16 protein-coding genes and 2 tRNA genes are annotated in these 13,949 nt (G+C 65.6%); 12 read left to right on the top strand and 6 right to left on the bottom strand.

Annotated features, from left to right (window positions below; genetic code table 11):
* Window positions 1-63 precede the first annotated feature (63 nt).
* The 5 genes from gyrB to ACFVWR_RS03170 all read left to right on the top strand — a co-directional run bounded on the left by gyrB (window position 64) and on the right by ACFVWR_RS03170 (window position 5,269).
* A complete protein-coding gene (gene gyrB, locus ACFVWR_RS03190; protein ID WP_387207897.1) occupies window positions 64-2,037 on the top strand; it encodes a DNA topoisomerase (ATP-hydrolyzing) subunit B in 1,974 nt (657 codons plus the stop codon).
* Window positions 2,027-4,654, top strand: a complete 2,628-nt coding sequence (gyrA, locus tag ACFVWR_RS03185) for a DNA gyrase subunit A (protein ID WP_387207895.1) — start codon at window positions 2,027-2,029, stop codon at window positions 4,652-4,654. Before gyrB ends, gyrA begins: the two co-directional genes overlap by 11 nt.
* Window positions 4,644-5,057, top strand: coding sequence for a DUF3566 domain-containing protein (locus tag ACFVWR_RS03180; RefSeq protein WP_387207893.1), 414 nt, complete (start codon window positions 4,644-4,646; stop codon window positions 5,055-5,057). Before gyrA ends, ACFVWR_RS03180 begins: the two co-directional genes overlap by 11 nt.
* A gap of 52 nt (window positions 5,058-5,109) precedes the next feature.
* A tRNA-Ile gene (locus ACFVWR_RS03175) sits at window positions 5,110-5,186 on the top strand.
* 10 nt (window positions 5,187-5,196) lie between these two features.
* A tRNA-Ala gene (locus ACFVWR_RS03170) sits at window positions 5,197-5,269 on the top strand.
* A gap of 6 nt (window positions 5,270-5,275) precedes the next feature.
* Here the strand turns inward: ACFVWR_RS03170 and ACFVWR_RS03165 are convergent.
* Window positions 5,276-5,749, bottom strand: a complete 474-nt coding sequence (locus ACFVWR_RS03165; protein ID WP_387207891.1) for an Lrp/AsnC family transcriptional regulator — start codon at window positions 5,747-5,749, stop codon at window positions 5,276-5,278.
* 93 nt (window positions 5,750-5,842) lie between these two features.
* Here ACFVWR_RS03165 and ACFVWR_RS03160 point away from each other — a divergent pair, with 93 nt between their 5' ends.
* Window positions 5,843-6,283: a rhodanese-like domain-containing protein gene (locus ACFVWR_RS03160; protein WP_387207889.1), complete on the top strand. Its 441-nt coding sequence runs from the start codon at window positions 5,843-5,845 to the stop codon at window positions 6,281-6,283.
* An 18-nt stretch (window positions 6,284-6,301) separates the two neighbouring features.
* Here ACFVWR_RS03160 and ACFVWR_RS03155 read toward each other — a convergent pair whose 3' ends face one another.
* On the bottom strand, window positions 6,302-7,165 hold the full coding sequence (locus tag ACFVWR_RS03155; protein WP_387207887.1) for an Fpg/Nei family DNA glycosylase: 864 nt from the start codon (window positions 7,163-7,165) through the stop codon (window positions 6,302-6,304).
* 62 nt (window positions 7,166-7,227) lie between these two features.
* Between ACFVWR_RS03155 and ACFVWR_RS03150 the strand changes: the two genes are divergently transcribed.
* Entirely contained in the window at window positions 7,228-7,647 is a 420-nt protein-coding gene (locus tag ACFVWR_RS03150) for an NUDIX hydrolase (RefSeq protein WP_387207885.1), read from the top strand.
* Here ACFVWR_RS03150 and ACFVWR_RS03145 read toward each other — a convergent pair.
* Together ACFVWR_RS03145 and ACFVWR_RS03140 are read right to left on the bottom strand one after the other, a co-directional pair.
* Window positions 7,644-7,841: a PspC domain-containing protein gene (locus tag ACFVWR_RS03145; RefSeq protein ID WP_387207884.1), complete on the bottom strand. Its 198-nt coding sequence runs from the start codon at window positions 7,839-7,841 to the stop codon at window positions 7,644-7,646. The two genes, ACFVWR_RS03150 and ACFVWR_RS03145, sit on opposite strands and share 4 nt — an antisense overlap.
* A 115-nt stretch (window positions 7,842-7,956) precedes the next feature.
* A complete protein-coding gene (locus tag ACFVWR_RS03140) occupies window positions 7,957-8,499 on the bottom strand; it encodes a hypothetical protein (RefSeq protein ID WP_387207882.1) in 543 nt (180 codons plus the stop codon).
* Window positions 8,500-8,600: 101 nt separating this feature from the next.
* Between ACFVWR_RS03140 and ACFVWR_RS03135 the strand changes: the two genes are divergently transcribed.
* Window positions 8,601-9,140, top strand: a complete 540-nt coding sequence (locus ACFVWR_RS03135) for a peptidylprolyl isomerase (protein ID WP_387207880.1) — start codon at window positions 8,601-8,603, stop codon at window positions 9,138-9,140.
* A gap of 23 nt (window positions 9,141-9,163) precedes the next feature.
* Window positions 9,164-10,015, top strand: a complete 852-nt coding sequence (locus ACFVWR_RS03130; RefSeq protein ID WP_387207878.1) for a rhomboid family intramembrane serine protease — start codon at window positions 9,164-9,166, stop codon at window positions 10,013-10,015.
* A gap of 215 nt (window positions 10,016-10,230) precedes the next feature.
* Here the strand turns inward: ACFVWR_RS03130 and ACFVWR_RS03125 are convergent, their stop codons facing one another.
* A complete protein-coding gene (locus ACFVWR_RS03125; protein WP_387207876.1) occupies window positions 10,231-10,473 on the bottom strand; it encodes a cell division protein CrgA in 243 nt (80 codons plus the stop codon).
* An 87-nt stretch (window positions 10,474-10,560) separates the two neighbouring features.
* Between ACFVWR_RS03125 and ACFVWR_RS03120 the strand changes: the two genes are divergently transcribed.
* The 3 genes from ACFVWR_RS03120 to ACFVWR_RS03110 are packed head-to-tail and all read left to right on the top strand — an operon-like array spanning window position 10,561 to window position 12,107.
* On the top strand, window positions 10,561-11,310 hold the full coding sequence (locus tag ACFVWR_RS03120; protein ID WP_387207874.1) for a class E sortase: 750 nt from the start codon (window positions 10,561-10,563) through the stop codon (window positions 11,308-11,310).
* A 3-nt stretch (window positions 11,311-11,313) separates the two neighbouring features.
* Window positions 11,314-11,472, top strand: a complete 159-nt coding sequence (locus ACFVWR_RS03115) for a hypothetical protein (protein WP_387207872.1) — start codon at window positions 11,314-11,316, stop codon at window positions 11,470-11,472.
* The gene (locus tag ACFVWR_RS03110; RefSeq protein WP_387207870.1) at window positions 11,469-12,107 is read left to right on the top strand and encodes an anthranilate synthase component II; all 639 of its coding nucleotides are present in this window, start codon (window positions 11,469-11,471) and stop codon (window positions 12,105-12,107) included. Before ACFVWR_RS03115 ends, ACFVWR_RS03110 begins: the two co-directional genes overlap by 4 nt.
* A gap of 63 nt (window positions 12,108-12,170) precedes the next feature.
* On the opposite strand, the gene pknB is transcribed toward ACFVWR_RS03110, so the two are convergent.
* Window positions 12,171-13,865 (bottom strand): Stk1 family PASTA domain-containing Ser/Thr kinase, encoded by a 1,695-nt coding sequence (pknB, locus tag ACFVWR_RS03105; protein WP_387207868.1) that lies wholly within the window; start codon window positions 13,863-13,865, stop codon window positions 12,171-12,173.
* Between the last annotated feature and the right edge of the window lie 84 nt (window positions 13,866-13,949).

Below are 13,949 nucleotides of genomic sequence, written 5' to 3'. Positions count from 1 at the left end.
CGGCGGCGTGCTCTTGGTAGAATGGTGAGGTCACACTGAGTGCGGTCAGGAGCCTAATTTCATATGACGATGGAACCAAGCAAAGCTGAGTCGGAACACGACTACGGCGCGAACGAGATCCAGGTTCTCGAGGGTCTCGAAGCCGTACGCAAACGACCCGGTATGTACATCGGTTCCACTGGTCCCCGTGGACTCCACCACCTGGTTCAGGAGATCGTCGACAACTCGGTCGATGAGGCCCTGGCCGGCGCGGCCGACAGCATCGACGTCACGATCCTTCTCGACGGCGGAGTGCGCGTCATCGACAACGGGCGCGGCATCCCGGTCGACATCCACCCCGTCGAGAAGAAGTCCACGGTCGAGGTCGTTCTGACGATCCTGCACGCCGGCGGAAAGTTCGGCGGCGGCGGATACGCGGTCTCGGGCGGTCTGCACGGCGTCGGCAGCTCGGTGGTGAACGCCCTCTCGTCGCGTCTCGACGTCGAGGTCAGCCGCCAGGGCAACGTCTACCGGCAGAGCTACCGCAACGGCGTGCCGCAGGCGCCGCTCGAGAAGGGTGAGGCCACGGATGCCACGGGTACGACGATCACGTTCTGGCCGAGTCCCGAGACCTTCGAGAGCGTGGTGTTCGACTACGACACCCTCCGCACACGTTTTCAGCAGATGGCCTTCCTCAACAAAGGTCTGCGCATCAAGCTCACCGACGAGCGCCCGACCGATGACAGCGACGAGCCCCGCTCCGAGACCTTCCTCTACGAACGCGGTCTGACCGACTACGTGGAGTACCTGAACTCGGCCAAGAAGGCCGAGGTCGTGAACGACGAGATCATCTCGTTCGAGTCGGAGGACACCGAGCGCAAGATCGCCCTCGAGGTCGCGATGCAGTGGACCACGGGATACAACGAGAGCGTCTTCACCTACGCCAACACGATCAACACCCACGAGGGCGGAACCCACGAAGAGGGCTTCCGCGCTGCGCTGACCACGCTCGTCAACCGGTACGCGCGAGAGAAGGGCATCCTCAAAGAGAAGGATGACAACCTCTCGGGCGACGACGTGCGCGAGGGTCTCACCGCGGTGATCTCGGTCAAGCTGTCCGAGCCGCAGTTCGAGGGTCAGACGAAGACCAAGCTCGGCAACACCGAGGCCAAGGCGTTCGTGCAGAAGGTTGTCGGCGACCAGCTCGGCGACTGGTTCGACCGCAACCCCAACCAGGCCAAGGAGATCATCCGTAAGGCCCTCCAAGCGGCGACGGCTCGACTGGCCGCCCGCAAGGCGCGCGAGACGGCCCGTCGCAAGGGCCTGCTCGAGGGTGGCGGGATGCCCGGAAAGCTCAAGGACTGCCAGTCGAAAGACCCTTCGGTGTCGGAGATCTTCATCGTGGAGGGCGACTCGGCCGGCGGCTCCGCCGTTCAGGGGCGCAACCCGGAGACGCAGGCGATCCTGCCGTTGCGCGGCAAGATCCTCAACGTGGAGAAGGCCCGGCTCGACCGCGCTCTCGCCAACAACGAGGTGCAGGCGATGATCACCGCCTTCGGTGCGGGCATCGGCGAGGACTTCAACCCTGAGAAGGCGCGCTATCACAAGATCGTGCTCATGGCCGACGCAGATGTCGACGGCCAGCACATCACGACACTGCTGCTCACACTGCTGTTCCGCTACATGCGCCCGCTCATCGAGCTCGGCTACGTGTACCTCGCGCAGCCGCCGCTCTACCGCCTCAAGTGGAGTAACGCCGAGCACGAGTACGTCTACTCCGACCGCGAGCGCGACGCCTTCCTCGCGGATGGCATCGCAGCAGGCAAGCGCATCCCGAAAGACAACGGCGTGCAGCGCTACAAGGGTCTCGGCGAGATGGACTACAAGGAGCTGTGGGAGACCACGATGAGCCCCGAGACCCGCACACTGCTGCAGGTCACCCTCGACGACGCGGCCGCCGCCGACGAGATCTTCGCCACCCTGATGGGCGAAGACGTCGAGTCGCGCCGTAATTTCATCCAGAAGAACGCGAAGGACGTGCGGTTCCTTGACATCTGACGAAACTCCCAACGACGGCATCGGCGAGACCCCGGATGCGGGCGCGAGCGACGGCGAGTCGCTCGAGACCGAGATCGTGATCGCCGACGGCGCTGCCGGTGCCGGCTTCGGCGTGCACGGCAGGATCGACCAGGTCGACCTGCAGTCGGAGATGCAGCGCTCCTACCTCGACTACGCCATGAGCGTCATCATCGGGCGCGCGCTGCCCGAGGTGCGTGACGGTCTCAAGCCCGTGCACCGTCGCGTGATCTACGCGATGTTCGACGGCGGCTACCGCCCCGACAAGGCGTTCTCGAAGTGCGCGCGTGTCGTCGGCGACGTGATGGGCCAGTTCCACCCGCACGGCGACTCGGCGATCTACGACGCCCTCGTGCGTCTCGTGCAGCCGTGGAGCCTCCGCTATCCGCTCGCCCTCGGCCAGGGAAACTTCGGTTCCCCCGGTAACGACGGCGCTGCGGCGCCTCGATACACCGAGACGAAGATGGCCCCGCTCGCGCTCGAGATGGTGCGCGACATCGACGAGGAGACCGTCGACTTCCAAGACAACTACGACGGCCGCACGCAGGAGCCCGCCGTTCTGCCGTCGCGCTTCCCGAACCTGCTGGTCAACGGCTCGGTCGGTATCGCGGTCGGCATGGCCACCAACATCCCGCCGCACAACCTGCGCGAGGTCGCCGACGGCGCTCTCTGGTATCTGGCGAACCCGGACGCGCCGCGCGAGGAGCTGCTCGAAGAGCTCATCAAGCGCATCAAGGGCCCCGACTTCCCGACCGGCGCGCAGATCCTGGGCGTCAAGGGCATCCAGGACATGTACCGCACCGGTCGCGGCTCGATCACCATGCGCTCCGTTGTCACGATCGAGGAGATCCAGGGACGGGTCTGCCTCGTCGTCACCGAGCTGCCGTACCAGGTGAACCCGGACAACCTCGCGATCAAGATCGCCGAGCTGGTCAAAGACGGCAAGATCGGCGGCATCGCCGACATCCGCGACGAGACCTCGGGCCGCACCGGTCAGCGCCTGGTGATCGTGCTGAAGCGCGACGCCGTGGCGAAGGTCGTGCTCAACAACCTGTACAAGCACACGCAGCTGCAGGAGAACTTCGGCGCGAACATGCTCGCGATCGTCGACAAGGTTCCGCGCACGCTGCCGCTCGACGGGTTCATCACGGCGTGGGTCGACCACCAGATCGAGGTCATCGTGCGCCGCACCCAGTTCCGGCTGCGCAAGGCTGAGGAACGCGCCCACATCCTGCGCGGTCTGCTCAAAGCGCTCGACGCCCTCGACGAGGTCATCGCCCTCATCCGTCGCTCACCGACCGTGGACGACGCGCGCTCCGGCCTGATGGAGCTGCTCGAGGTCGACCAGGTGCAGGCGGATGCGATCCTCACGATGCAGCTGCGTCGCCTCGCCGCGCTCGAACGCCAGAAGATCATCGACGAGCACGACGAACTCGAGCGCGAGATCGAGGACTACAAGGCGATCCTCGCTGACCCGGTGCGCCAGCGCACGATCATCAGCGACGAGCTCAGCGAGATCGTCTCCCGCTTCGGCGACGACCGTCGCACCGAGATCATGTTCGGCTTCGACGGCGACATGAGCATGGAAGACCTCATCCCCGAAGAGGAGATGGTGGTCACGGTCACGCGCGGCGGCTACATCAAGCGCACCCGCAGCGACAACTACCGCAGTCAGCACCGCGGCGGCAAGGGCGTCAAGGGCGCCCAGCTCCGCGGCGAGGATGTGGTGGACCACTTCTTCGTGACGACCACGCACCACTGGCTCCTCTTCTTCACCAACAAGGGCCGGGTCTACCGCGCGAAGACCTACGAGGTGCAGGAGGCCGGTCGCGACGCGAAGGGCCAGCACGTCGCCAACCTGCTCGCCATGCAGCCGGATGAGGAGATCGCAGAGATCCTCGATATCCGCGACTACACGGCGGCGCAGTACCTGGTGCTCGCCACCCGCGACGGCCTGATCAAGAAGACGTCTCTCAGCGAGTACGACACCAACCGGTCCGGCGGCATCATCGCCATCAAGCTGCGCGAGGAAGACGAACTCGTGTCCGCGCTGCTGGTGGAGGAAGACTCCGACCTGTTGCTGGTGTCGCGCAAGGGCATGTCCATCCGGTTCACCGCCTCCGACGACGCCCTGCGCCCGATGGGCCGGTCGACCTCGGGTGTGATCGGCATGCACTTCCGCGGCGAGGACAGCCTGCTCGACGCATCCGTCGTGTCCGACGAAGGATTCGTCTTCGTCGTGACCGAGGGCGGCTACGCGAAGCGCACCTCCGCCGACCAGTACCGCCTGCAGAACCGCGGTGGTCTGGGCATCAAGGTGGCCAAGCTGAGCGACGACAGAGGCGACCTGGTCGGCGCGCTGATCGTGGACGAAGACGACGAGGTCCTTGTGGTTCTTGCCAGCGGCAAGGTGGTACGCTCTGCCGTGGCCGAGGTACCCGCCAAGGGCCGAGACACCATGGGTGTCGTCTTTGCACGTTTCGCCGAGTCCGACAAGATCATCGCTCTGGCTAAGAACACCGAACGTAACCTCGATTCTCAGGAAGCTGACGAAGAATCGGGTGACGCCGGGAAGGAAGAAACAGTAGATGAGCAGTAGTGTCGCCGAAAAGCTCGCCAAGAAGTCGTCCCGTAGACCCGCATCCGCCAAGCAGGTGCGCCTCAAGCTGGTCTATATCGACTTCTGGTCGACCGTGAAGTTGTCCTTCCTCGCAGGGATCTGCCTCGCGATCATCGCCATCGTCGGCACGTTCCTCGTGTGGACTGTGCTCGACCGCACCGGCATCTTCGACCAGGTCAACAGCCTGTTCAAAGACATCTCCGGCGCCGGCGGCACCGACCTCAAGTCGATCCTCGGGCTCGGACAGGTGATGGGCTTCTCGCTCGTCGTCGGAATCCTCGACATCATCGTGATCACCGCGCTCGGCGCCGTGTTCGCGCTGCTGTACAACCTGTCGGTGAAGATCACCGGCGGCCTGCTCGTCGGATTCACGAACAACTAGGCTCGATTTCGTAATGCCTGGGCAGATCAGGTAGTCTCTAATCTGCCCAATCGGGGATATAGCTCAGGCGGTTAGAGCGCTTCGCTGATAACGAAGAGGTCCGAGGTTCAAGTCCTCGTATCCCCACCAAACCCCTCCCGGGGCCTTAGCTCAGTTGGTAGAGCGCCTGCTTTGCAAGCAGGATGTCAGGAGTTCGAATCTCCTAGGCTCCACAGTCTTCACTTCTCGCCCCACTCGGGCGGAACGATCGCGCGGGTCTGGAACGGGCTCGAATACGCGATGCTCGTCGTCACGCTGCCGAGGGATCCGATCCTGCCGCTGACCTGTTCCAGGTGACGCATCGAGGTGGCCACCACCTTGATGATGAAGCAGTCGTCGCCCGTCACATGGTGCGCCTCGACGACCTCGGGAATGTCGGCCAGCAGATCGTGGAGCGGCTTGTAGACACTGCTCGGGTAGCGCAGGCGCAGATACGCGAGGATAGACAGGCCCAGTCGCTCGGGGTCGACGATCGCGCGGTATCCGCGGATCACCCCTGCCTCCTCCAGCCGGCGCACCCGCTCGGCGACGGCGCTGTTCGACATGTGCACCGTCCGTGCGAGCTCGGCGATGGACTGGCGTCCGTCGAGTTGAAGCTCGTGGAGAAGGGATGCGTCGACCGCGTCCGCGGTGAAAGTGGATTGTTCGGCCATTCCGGCATTCTTCCATCGAATGCCCGGCGAGGCAGCCGGAACCCCGTCGATCGCTTCTTCAAACCGTGACGTCGCTTTCCTAATCTTGTGGTCATGATCATCACGCCCCAGGATGCGGCACGACACTTCGCCGCGAAGCTCCAGTTCGAGACAGACCCCTCCGACGTGAAAGCGGCGATGGATGCTCGCGTTCCGTTCGTGCTCGTCGACACCCGAGGGGCGGCAGCGTGGATCGGCGGGCGAGTGGAGGGCGCCATCCACCTGCCGACGGCTCAGATCGCCGAACGTGCGCAGCAGCTGATCCCCGCTGGGTCGTCCGTCGTGGTCTACTGCTGGGGCCCCGGCTGCAACGGGTCGACCCGCGCCGCTCTGCAGTTCAGCCTGCTCGGGTATTCGGTGAAGGAAATGATCGGCGGATACGAGTACTGGGCCCGCGAGGGTCTGCCGATCGTCGACGACGACGGCCGCATCGAGCGCGCGACCGACGAACTCACCGCCCCGGTGGGCGCTGTAGAGCTCGACTGCGCGTGCTGAGGGGTGTGTGGGTGCCGGCTACTTGAGCAGACGGGACAGAACCCGGTCGGAGAGCGGCTTGCCGCCGGTCTGACAGGTGGGGCAGTACTGCAGCGTCGAGTCGGCGAAGATGACCTGTCGCACGGTGTCGCCGCACATCGGGCACGGTTCGCCGGTGCGGCCGTGAACCTGCAGCCCCGACTTCTTCTCGCTCTTGAGCTCGGAGGCGGCCAGGCCGTCCGCCCGGGCCAGGGCGCCGCGCAGCGTCGACTGCATCGCATCGTAGAGCCGCTGGATCTCGTCGTCTGACATCGCCGCCGGCTTGAACGGCGACATGCGTGCGGCGTGGAGGATCTCGTCCGAGTAGGCGTTGCCGATTCCGGCAATCACCGACTGGTTGCGCAGCACGCCTTTGATCTGAGCTCGGCCGGCCGTGCGAAGAATGTCGGTGAACACTTCCACAGTGAACGTCTCGGCGAGCGGGTCGGGGCCGAGCCGCGCGACTCCCGGAACCTCGGACGGCTGGTGCACGACGGAGATCGACAGGCTCTTCTTCGTGCCGGCCTCCGTGATGTCGAGGCCCGAGCCGTCGTCGAGGATGAGCCGAGCGGCGAGCGGGCCTTTGCCGGGCCTGCCGGTGGGCGGCGGGGGCGGGGAATCTCGCCACCGAATCCATCCGGCGCGTGCCAGATGGATCAGCACGTGCAGATCACCGGCGGCGATGTCGAGAAACTTGCCGTGTCTCGTCACCCCGGAGATCGTCAGACCGTTCAGGGCGGAGACCGGAGGATCGAACGTCTTGAGTGCCGCGAAGGCGCTGACCGAGAGCCGTTCGATCACTCGGCCGCTCAGACGCGAGTCGAGGTCGGCCGCAAGGGCGGTGACTTCGGGCAGCTCAGGCACGCATCCAGTGTGCCCCTTCCCGCCGACATCCGCAGCATGAGCATCCGCAGTAGGGTGACGGGATGGACATCCGCGTTGCCGCCTACGGTGTGATCGTCGATGGAAACCGCATCCTGCTGGCCCACTGGCGAGAGAACGGGCGCTCGGGCTGGACGCTGCCCGGTGGCGGCATCGACCCGGGAGAAGATCCCGTCGACGCCGTGGTGCGCGAGATCGCCGAGGAGACGGGTTACGTGGCCGAAGCCGGCGAGCTGCTCGGCATCGATTCACACGTGGTTCCCGCCGAGCACCGCTTCGTTCCGGATGCGGGGCCGCTGCACGCGCTCCGCATTGTCTACCGTGCCCGGGTGCTCTCGGGCGACCTCACCAACGAGCTGGACGGCTCGACGGACGAGGCCGCTTGGTTCGAGCTCGACTCGATCCCATCGCGCCGGGTCGAACTGGTGAATGTCGCGCTCAGGATGGCGGGGCTCGCCCGTTAGACCGCGCGGCGCACCTGCTGTGACGGCACGATGATCCACATCGCGATGTAGGCGATGAACTGCGGGCCCGGCAGCAGACAGGACAGCAGGAAGAGCAGCCGAACCGTCCAGGGTTTCCATCCGAACCTTTGGGCGATTCCGGCACAGACGCCGGCGATGATCCGGCCGTTGAGTGGTCTTTGCAGAGTGTTCATACCTCAACGATGACAGCGCGTGTCGGCGCCGACCATCGGGGAATCCCCCGAAACGTGCTTCAGGGTGACACCCGGTGGGTGCCACCCTGAATGCTCGAACGGAATCGGTTGTTCGCTACTCGGCCGTCGTGGCGGTCGGCTCCTCGTCGGCGACCCACAGCTCGTCGTCGGCGCGGAACGTCTGCCAGACGGCGTAGAGCACGCCCACCGCGGCGATCACCGCGAGACCGACGGCGATGACGGTGCCCGCACCCGGCCCCGACTTCTGCGTCGCGGCCTTCGCCTTCTTGGAGACGTCTTTGCCGGCCTTCTTCACGTCGCCGATGAAAGCGCGTGCCCTGGCGTCGCGAGCGTGGTCGACCACGCTCATCGCGGTGCCGATGGTGGCGCCGACGGCCGGGATGACATCGCCGACCAGACGGTCGCGGGCGATGCCTGCGACCCGGCCCGCGGTGTGCGTCGCCGGGCGTACGTACTGGTCGTAGCCGTCGCGCACCCGGGGAGCGAGCTCCTCGCGGGAGTAGTGAACGGCCTGCTTGCGTGCTTCGGCAGCGACGGCGTTGGCGTGTGCCAGCACCTCCTGCTGCTGCTCCCAAAGCTCCTCGGCGCTACTGCGCAGGCGCTTGAGTTCCTTCTTACGCTTCCGTGTCAGGCTCATGTGGACCTCCATTGCGTCGTGTAGCGAATTGAATCCATCTTGCCACCGAATGGGCTGTGGATGACCCGAGAGGTCACAAGCCCTGTGCAAGAATTGATGCCATGTCAAAGCACACCGCTGTCGCCACGCTCCACACTAACTACGGAGACATCAAGGTCAACCTTTTCGGCAATCACGCGCCGAAAACGGTCAAGAACTTCATCGGACTGGCGACCGGTGAGATCGAGTGGACGAAGCCCGACACCGGCGCCAAGACCACCGACAAGCTGTACGACGGCGTGGTCTTCCACCGCATCATCCCCGGCTTCATGATCCAGGGCGGCGACCCGCTCGGCAACGGAACCGGTGGCCCCGGCTTCCAGTTCGACGACGAGATCAACCCCGAGCTCGACTTCACCGAGCCTTACATCCTCGCCATGGCGAACGCCGGCATCCAGGGTGGGCACGGCACCAACGGCTCGCAGTTCTTCATCACCGTCGGCCCGACCACCTGGTTGCAGGGCAAGCACTCCATCTTCGGCGCCGTCGAAGACGAGGCGTCGCGCAAGATCGTCGACAAGCTCGCAGAACTGCCGACCGACGCGCGCGACCGCCCGCTCGACGACGTCGTCATCGAGTCGGTCACCGTCGAGCAGGTCTGAGGCCGGCGGGGCCGGGCCGATAGATGACTCAGCCCGCTGACTCCCGGAGCAATTTCTGCTACCGGCACCCCGATCGTCAGAGCTTCGTGCTCTGTCAGCGTTGCGGGCGCACCATCTGCCCCGAATGCCAGACGCCCGCCGCGGTCGGCGTCATCTGCCCGGAGTGCATGGCTCAGCAGCGCGCGACGGCGCCGAAGACCAAGCCGGCCATCCTCACCCGGATGACCGGGCGCGGGCGGCCCGTGGTGACATATGCGCTCATCGGCATCTGCGTGCTCGTCTTCATTCTGCAGTCGATCCCCGGCATCGGTGGATCGGTGACCGAAGCGATCCAATACGCGGGGCTGTACTCGTACCCTCCGGGCACCACCGCCGTGGGCTTCGAGCCGTGGCGCATGCTGACGGCCGTGTTCGCACACGCGAGCTTCATCCACATCGCGCTGAACATGTACACCCTGTGGATCTTCGGCATGCTTCTCGAGCCGCTCCTCGGCCGCGCACGCTATCTGGCGCTGTTCCTCATCAGCGGATTCGCGGGATCGCTGGGGGTGCTGCTGATCGCGAACCCGGGCCAGCCGGTCGTCGGCGCATCCGGAGCTATCTTCGGGATGTTCGGCGCGTTCTTCGTCATTCAGCGCCGACTGGGTGGGGATGCGACGCAGCTTCTGGTGCTCATCGCGATCAACCTGGTGATCGGGTTCATCCCCGGCTTCGGCATCGCCTGGCAGGCGCACGTCGGCGGATTGATCGGCGGCGCGATCGTGGGCCTCATCTTCGTGGAGACGCGCAAGATCTCCCGGCAGCGCTGGCAGCTCCCGCTTCTCGTTGTGTTCTGCGTGCTCCTGGTGCTGCTCAGCCTCGTGCACTTCGTCTGAACCGCTCTCCCCAAGGCGTGGATAAGTTATCCACAGCCTTATTAACAGTGGGGATAATTACACCGGTGTAACTCTCCACAGGCTTATTAACACTGGGGACAACTCCGCAGGCGGGCTTCTCCTCAGTGTGGATGGATCCTGTGGATAAGTCAGCGGCGGGCACGAAAAAGCCCGGGACCACCGAAGTGATCCCGGGCGGTAAGCGAGGAGGCCGACTAGCGCCAGCGAGTGGTCATGAGGAAGCCGATGAAGGCGATGCCGAAGCCGACGAGGATGTTCCAGGCGCCGAGCGCGGGGATCGGATACTGGTTCTGGCTCACGTAGAAGACGATGATCCACACCAGTCCGATCAGCATGAAACCGAACATCACCGGTTTGAACCAGACCGGGTTGGGGGCTTCCTCACCGGACTGCACAGGGGTGCGTTCGGGCTTGGTCTTCGACTTGGTGCGTGCCATAGTCCCATAGTGTAGCGGGCCGCGCCCCGGCATCCTGTGAGACAGCGCCAGGGTTATCACTCAGACGCCACCGCTAGAATCCCGCATATGACCGGCGACGTGCGGAAGAGGCCCAGAAGGCGCACCTCCGTCGTCGGCGTCCTCGGTGAGTTACTCATCACCGCCGGCGTTCTCGTGCTGCTCTTCCTCGGCTGGCAGGTGTGGTGGAACAGCCTCGTGCTGGCCGGCCAGCAGACCAGCGCAGCGGGCTCGCAGAGTCAGCAGTGGCTGAACGACGCGAAGAAGGTTCCGCCGCCGGCGAATTCCGACCCGGCCGCTCCTCCCGTGCTCACGGAACCGGCCGACTATGAGTCGTTCGCCGTCATCTACATCCCGCGGCTCGGGCCCGACTGGAAGCGCACCATCCGCGAGACCGTCGACACCGAGAAGGTGCTCAACAGCTACGACGCCGGTGTCGGCCACTACAAGGGAACGGCGATGCCCGGACAGGTGGGCAACTTCGCGGTGGCAGGCCACGACAGCGGCTGGGGCAACACGTTCATCGACCTGTCGAAGCTGCACATCGGGGACCACGTGTACGTGCAGACGAAAGACGGCTGGTACACCTATACGTTCCGCAACTTCGAGTACGTGCAGCCGACGGCCGTTGCAGTGATCGCTCCCGTACCGCAGAAGACCCAGGCGACGGCGGCCGACCGCCTGATGACGATCACGACGTGCAACCCGCCGTTCCACGCGGGTGAGCGGCTCATCGCCTACACCGTGTTCCAGGGATACCAAGCGACGACGGATGTGCCGAGCGAGATCGCCGCGCAGGTCGCGGCGAACGGAGGGTGAGAGATGTACGGAGCGCTGTGGCGCGTCCTGCCGGGACCGGTGTGGGTGCGCATCCTGATTCTGATCGTGCTGCTGGCGGTCGTACTGTTCGCACTCGTGACCTGGGTCTTCCCCTGGGTGGATTCGCTCCTCGGCCCACAGGAAGGTACGGTGAACGCGTGACCCGCGTACTCGTTCTCGACAACTACGACAGCTTCGTCTACACGCTGAACGGTTACCTTCGAGAGCTCGGCGCGACCACCGACGTGGTGCGCAACGATGCGATCCCGGCCGCCGATCTGCCCGCCCGTCTCGCCGAATACGACGCTGTGCTGATCTCACCCGGGCCAGGCAAGCCGGCCGACGCCGGAGCCTCGATCCCCGTCGTCGAACTCGCGCTCGCGACGGGGATGCCGTTGCTCGGCGTCTGCCTCGGGCACCAGGCCATCGCGGAGGCGTTCGGCGGGGTCGTCACCAACGCCGAAGAGCTGATGCACGGCAAGACCTCGCAGGTCACGCACGACGAGAGCCCTTTCTACGACGGCGTCGGTCAGCCGTTCACGGCGACCCGCTACCACTCGCTGGCCGTCGTCGACGGCACGGTTCCCGATGACCTCATCGTGACCTCGCGCACCGAGGGCGGCGTGATCATGGGGCTCCGGCACCGGGATGCGCCGATCTACGGCGTGCAGTTCCACCCGGAGTCGGTGCTCACCGAGGGCGGGTACCGGATGCTCGGCAACTGGCTCGAGGTCGCCGGGCTCGCCGGGGCGGCCGAGACCGCCCGCGGGCTGAACCCGCTCGTCAAACTCGCCTGACGACCTGACGACCTGACGACCTGACGACCTGACGACCCAGGGTGCCGGCACAGCCCGCGCGCGTCAGCCCGTGCAGTAGGTGAGGTTGACCGTCGAACCTTGGGGCACATCCCCAGGCGCCACCGACTGAGCGTGCACGAGCGGACTGCCGTCGTCGGCCGGACAGGTCTTGTCGGGCTGAGGGTTGGCCGTCAGGCCGAGTTCCGTCAGGATTCCTGTGGCCGCGGGGATGGACTGTCCCGTCAGATCGGTGAGAGTGACGTTTCCGCTCGACACTGTGAAGGAGATCGCGTCGCCCTCGTGAGCCTTGCCGGACGCACCCGGGTCGGTCTTGATCACGATGTTGGCGGCGATGCTCGACGAGTTCTCCGTCGTTACGGGCCCGACGGTGAGCCCGGCGGCCGTGACCGCGGCTTTGGCATCGTCGAGGGTCATGTTGTGGACATCCGGCACCGTCACCGCCTTCTTGCCCGTCGAGACGTACACCGTCACGGTGTCGCCGGTGGCGACGACGATCCCGGCGCCCGGGTCTGTGCGGATCACCTGGCCCTCGGCGTAGGTCGAACTCTCCTCGGGCGACTGCGTCCATTTGAGCTTCATGCCCTGCAGCTCGGCCGTGGCCTTGTCGACGGTCTGACCGGAGAGGTTCGGAACCTCACGACTGGTCTCGGGCAGCGACGTGCTCGGCGCGAGGCGGAGCACCCAGGCGAGCACGGCGATGACGACGACGGCCATGATGGCGAACCCCGCCCAGATCCAGATCACCGGAGGGCGCCGCTGGGTGCGCACCATCGTCTGATCTTCCGCGAGCTGGCGGAAGGCGGCCTCCGGCCCGGTGACGGTGCTCGGCGGCGGGCCGAACAGCGACTCCGAGAGCGAATCGGCCTCCTTGCGGAGGGGAACCTTGCCCGAGGCGGCCGTCTCGAGGTCGCCGCGGAACTCGGTGACCGTCTGGTAGCGCTCGAAGCGGTCTTTGGCCATCGCGTGCGCGACCACGACATCCAGAGCCGGCGACACTTTGGGGTTGATGCTGCTGGGCTTGACGGCGGTCTCGCTGACGTGCTGGTACGCGACGGCCACAGGGGTGTCGCCGCGGAAGGGCGGCCGCCCGGTGAGCATCTCGAAGAGCACGACGCCGGTCGAATACAGGTCGGTACGGGAGTCGACCGACTCGCCCTTCGCCTGCTCGGGCGAGAAGTAGCTGGCGGTGCCGAGGATGGCCGTGGTCTGTGCGACCGTGGCCGAGGAGTCGCTGATCGCCCGGGCGATGCCGAAGTCCATGACCTTGACCTGACCGGCCTTGGTGATCATGATGTTGCCCGGCTTGATGTCGCGGTGCACGACGCCGGCACGGTGCGAGTACTCGAGCGCGGTGAGGATTCCCTCGGTGATGCGCACGGCCTCGCTGATCTCGAGGGGACCCTTCTTGATGAGGTCTTTGAGCAGCACGCCCTCGACGAACTCCATCACGATGAACGGGAGCTGGGCCTCGTGGCCGTTGGGCTCCCGCACGGTCTCCTCGCCGGCGTCGAAGACACGCACGATCGTGGGATGCGCCATGCGCGCAGCAGCCTGCGCCTCCTGGCGGAAGCGGGTACGGAAGGCGGGGTCGGTAGCGAGCGACGGCTTCAGCAGCTTGATCGCGACCGTGCGCCCGAGCCGGGTGTCGGTTCCGCGGTGCACGTCGGACATGCCACCACGTCCGACGAGTTCGCCCACTTGATATCGGCCTGCGAGCAGGCGGCTATCTGGGCTCACTGCGAACTCCTTCTCTCGGGGCTGCCGATAGTGTAGCGGGGGCTGTCTGGGTATCTCCTCGTCGTGCGACCCGTCGAGGCCGTC

This window comes from Leifsonia sp. NPDC058292, assembly GCF_042880955.1.
Classification (GTDB): domain Bacteria; phylum Actinomycetota; class Actinomycetes; order Actinomycetales; family Microbacteriaceae; genus Leifsonia.
This window is presented reverse-complemented; position numbering and strand designations above follow the sequence as displayed.